General features: G+C 66.8%; 4 protein-coding genes and 1 pseudogene. 4 read left to right on the top strand and 1 reads right to left on the bottom strand.

The window, feature by feature from the left end:
* Positions 1–80: 80 nt before the first annotated feature.
* The 3 genes and pseudogenes from IEW15_RS24915 to IEW15_RS24905 all read left to right on the top strand — a co-directional run.
* Positions 81–623: pseudogene (locus IEW15_RS24915) on the top strand (ABC transporter permease); the annotation flags it as partial.
* Entirely contained in the window at positions 620–1684 is a 1065-nt protein-coding gene (locus IEW15_RS24910) for an ABC transporter ATP-binding protein (protein WP_188583145.1), read from the top strand. The pseudogene IEW15_RS24915 and the gene IEW15_RS24910, both read left to right, overlap by 4 nt.
* Complete coding sequence (locus IEW15_RS24905; protein ID WP_188583143.1) at positions 1678–2499, top strand: phosphodiesterase; 822 nt, start codon at positions 1678–1680, stop codon at positions 2497–2499. The genes IEW15_RS24910 and IEW15_RS24905 overlap by 7 nt, the downstream gene beginning before the upstream one ends.
* Positions 2500–2538: 39 nt before the next feature.
* Here the strand turns inward: IEW15_RS24905 and IEW15_RS24900 are convergent, their stop codons facing one another.
* Entirely contained in the window at positions 2539–3477 is a 939-nt protein-coding gene (locus IEW15_RS24900; protein ID WP_188583141.1) for a GlxA family transcriptional regulator, read from the bottom strand.
* 106 nt (positions 3478–3583) lie between these two features.
* Here IEW15_RS24900 and IEW15_RS24895 point away from each other — a divergent pair.
* Positions 3584–4236: DJ-1/PfpI family protein (locus IEW15_RS24895; protein ID WP_229708818.1), on the top strand; the 653-nt coding region annotated here is incomplete at its 3' end.

The raw sequence follows: 4236 nt of genomic DNA, 5'->3' as shown, positions 1-4236 counted from the left end.
CCCTCAGGTCCGCGATCATTGAATCGAACTCCTGACCGTTTGGGAATCCCCTATGAGTCAGGACTCACGAGATTTGGTATTATGTGCTCGCCCGCAATCCCGGCCCCATCGCCCGCGCGATCGAGGAAACCGTGGCGCTGCCGATCGCCATACCGGGCCTGGCGCTGGCGCTGGCGCTGATCCTCACCTGGGGCGGTGCCGGCAGCTTCCGCACCTCAAGCAGCTTCGTGCTGGCCGGCCACGTCATCTATACCCTGCCCTTCATGCTCCGCTCGGTGATCGCGGTGATGGTGGCGATCGACATGAAGACGCTGGAGGAAGGCGCCGCCAGCCTGGGAGCCGGCTTCACCCGCCGCTTCCTGACCGTCGTCGTGCCCAATGCTCTGCCCGGCGTGCTCGCGGGCGGGCTGATGGTGGTGACGCTGTCGATCGGCGAATTCAACCTCACCTGGATGCTGCACACGCCCCTGACCAAGACCCTGCCGGTCGGGCTTGCCGACAGCTATGCCTCGATGCGGCTGGAAATCGCCAGCGCCTATACCCTCGTCTTCTTCGTGATGATCGTGCCGCTGCTGGTCGCGATGCAGGTCGCGGGACGCCGATCGAAACGGACCACGTCATGACAGCCACCTCGCCCTCCACAATCCGCGCCCGCGCCACCACGTCCAGCCGGGCAACCGCCATCAGCCTGCGCGGCTGCGCGCGCACCTGGCCCGACGGCACCCGCGCGCTCACCCCCATCGACCTCGACATTCCGGCCGGGCGCACCGTCGTGCTGCTCGGCCCCTCGGGCTGCGGCAAGACCACCCTGCTGCGGATCATCGCCGGCCTCGACCAGCCCGATCCGGGCGGCCGGGTGCTGTTCGACGGCGAGGACGTCACCCGCCGGCCGATCGAGGCGCGCGATGTCGGCATGGTGTTCCAATCCTATGCCCTGTTCCCGAACATGACCGTGCGCCAGAACATCGCCTATGGGCTGAAGGTCCGGCGCATGGGCCGGACCGCCATCGCCGCCCGCGTCGACGAGATGCTGGCGCTGGTCCGGATCGAGGCCCTGGCCGACCGCCGGATCGATCAGCTTTCGGGCGGGCAGCGCCAGCGGACGGCACTCGCCCGTGCCATCGCGGTGCGCCCCCGGCTGCTGCTGCTCGACGAACCGCTGACCGCGCTCGACGCCGCCTTGCGTGAGCATCTGCGCACGGAAATCGACGGGTTGCTGCGGACGCTGGGCATCACCGCGGTCTATGTCACCCATGATCAGGCCGAGGCGATGGTGCTGGGCGACGAGATCATCGTGATGAATGCCGGCCGCATCGCGCAGGCCGGGTCGCCACGCGACATCTATCACCATCCGGCCGACGATTTCGTGGCCGGTTTCATCGGCACCATGAACCGCGCCACCGCCCCCGATGGCACGGCGATCCTGTTCCGCCCGGAAGATGCCCGGATCGCGCCGGCCGGGTCCGCCCTGCTCACCGCCACCGTCGCCGCGGTGCATTTTCTGGGCGATCGCTGCCGGGTGAAGCTCGATGGAGCGGCGGGCGAAACCTGGATGCTCGACCTGCCGCCGCGTGACGGCCTGGCCCTGGGTCAGACCATCGGCATCGATGTTCCCGATATGGCACGCATCGCGCTGACCGGCACGTCCGGCGCCGCGCCGGACAACAAGGCCGCCTCATGCTGATCGCACAACTGACCGACACCCATCTGAAGCCCGGCGGCCGCCCCGCCTACGGCCGGGTCGACACCGCCGGCCTGCTGGTGGCGGCGATCGACCATGTCAACGCGCTGACGCCGGCGGTGGATGCGGTGATCCTGTCCGGTGACCTGACAGACACCGGAACCGCCGGCGAATATGCCGTGCTGCGGCCGCTGCTGAACCGGCTGCGCATGCCCTGGTACGCGGTGCCCGGCAATCACGACCGCGCCGACGCCCTGAAGGCGGCATTCGGCGATGTGGTGCCGTTCGCGCCGGCGGTCGATTTCGCCGCCTGTGTGGTCGATGATTTTCCGCTGCGGCTGATCGGCCTCGACAGTTCGGTCGATGGCGTGCCCTGGGGGATGATCGGCACGGCGCAGCTCGCCTGGCTGGACGCCACACTGGCCGCGCGGCCCGACGCCCTCACGCTGGTCTTCGTTCACCACCCGCCATTCGAAACCGGCATCGGCCATATGGACGTGCAGAATCTCAGCGACGGCGAGGCATTGATCGCGGTGCTGCGCCGTCACCCGCAGCTTCGCCACCTTGCCTGCGGCCATGTCCACCGCGCGATCGACACCATGATCGACGGCGTGCCCGTCTCCATCGCCCCCAACGCCGCCCATGCGGTAACCCTCGACCTCAATCCCTCGGCACCCTCCACCTTCACCATGGAACCGCCGGCCATCCGCCTGTTCCACCTCAACCCATGGGGTCACCTGATCAGCCACCTGACCTATCCCGGCCGCTTCGACGGACCGCATCCGTTCTTCGACAAGGCGGGCGGATTGATCGACTGAGGCGGCACCATGGCATGGGATGCCTATGGCAGACGGTGCCTATGGTGTGCGGGCCGTCCGCCGCACCGATTGCGGTGGATGGCCGAATGCCCGGACAAAGGCACGGCGCATGCGTTCGGCATCGCCGAACCCGGTGGTCTCGGCCACGCGCTCGATCGATTGGCCGGATGACTGCACCCGTTCACGGGCGACTTCCAACCGCAGGCGTTCAATCGCCTTCGACGGCGTGGACCCGGTTTCGGCGGTGAAGGTCCGGGCGAAATGGCGCGGGCTGAGGCCGGCGCGCTCGGCCAGACACTCCACCGTCAGCGTCTTGTCCAGATTCTCGCGCATCCATGACAGCAACGGACCGAAGCGCCCGTTCGGTGTCTTCAGTTCCAGCAGCGACGAAAACTGCGACTGCCCGCCGCCACGGCGGTGATAGAGAACCAGTTGCCGCGCGATGTCCTTGGCAACCTCTTCACCATGGTCCTCGGCCGTGATCGCGAGCGCCAGATCGATCCCGGCAGTGATGCCGGCCGACGTCCAGATCGTCCCGTCGCGCAGAAAGATCCGGTCGGGATCCAGCCTGACCTCGGGATAGCGTGCGACGAAGTCCTGGGTGCGGCACCAATGCGTCGTCGCCTTGCGGCCATTCAGCAGGCCGGCGGCGGCGAGGATATAGGCGCCGGAACACACACTGGCGATCCGCACGCCCCGTTTCGCCAGCCGGCGCACGAAACCCAGCGTCTTCGGGCAACCGACGACCTCGTCCACGCCGAAGCCACCCGCCACGACCAGCATGGTGATGGCATTGGCCGACCTCAATCCCGACGACAGGATCTCGACCCCCGACGAACTGCGCACCGGGCCCGCACGCACCGCGATCATCCGCGCCGTCGGGGCTGTCGGCACGATGCGTTGTGCGATCTCGAAGACCGTGGCCGGGCCTGCCGCGTCCAGCAACTGGAAGTCGGGAAAGATCAGGATACCGATCATTGGCCCATCCAATCAAAACCTCGTCCGTAAACGAGGGAACTATGGCATTTCGGATTAATTCCGCGCATGGCACCGTAGCCTCGTCAAGCTGTTTCGAGGTGCCACAATGTCCAAACCCCTGAAATTCGGTCTGCTGGTCTTTCCGAACATCACACAACTGGATATGACCGGTCCGCTCCAGGTCTTCTCGTCCCTGCCCGGAGCCGAGGTTCATCTTCTCTGGAAGAACACCGCACCGGTGCAGAGCGATGGCGTGCTGTCGATAACGCCCACGACCACCTTTGCCGACTGTCCGCAACTCGACGTGATCTGCGTGCCGGGCGGCTATGGCACCGACGCGCTGATGAGCGACACCGAGGTGCTGGATTTCCTGCGCCGTCAGGCCGACGCTGCGCAGTATGTCACCTCGGTGTGCACCGGCTCTCTGGTGCTTGCGGCGGCCGGGCTGCTCGACGGCTATCGGGCAGCCACCCATTGGAGCGCGGTCGAGGCGCTGGCCCTGTTTGATGTGACCGTCTCGCGCGAGCGGGTCTGCATCGATCGCAACCGCATGACCGGTGGCGGTGTCACCGCCGGCATCGACCTGGGGCTGACCGTCGTGTCCCGGCTGGTGGACCGCCAGACCGCCGAGGCCATCCAGCTGCGGATAGAATACAACCCTGCGCCGCCCTTCAATGCAGGGGAATCGCATTTGAAGAATAGCCCTGGCGACCGGTGGCGAAGTGGAGTCTGTATGAGTGTTCCTGAGAGGGGGACATG

The organism is Tistrella bauzanensis, from assembly GCF_014636235.1.
Lineage (GTDB): Bacteria > Pseudomonadota > Alphaproteobacteria > Tistrellales > Tistrellaceae > Tistrella > Tistrella bauzanensis.
This window is presented reverse-complemented; position numbering and strand designations above follow the sequence as displayed.

Bases quoted from the DNA above. Each gene is read 5' to 3' on its own strand.
- IEW15_RS24910 (WP_188583145.1), top strand. From the start codon at position 620: ATGACAGCCACCTCGCCCTCCACAATCCGCGCCCGCGCCACCACGTCC.
- IEW15_RS24905 (WP_188583143.1), top strand. From the start codon at position 1,678: ATGCTGATCGCACAACTGACCGACACCCATCTGAAGCCCGGCGGCCGC.
- IEW15_RS24900 (WP_188583141.1), bottom strand. From the start codon at position 3,477: ATGATCGGTATCCTGATCTTTCCCGACTTCCAGTTGCTGGACGCGGCA.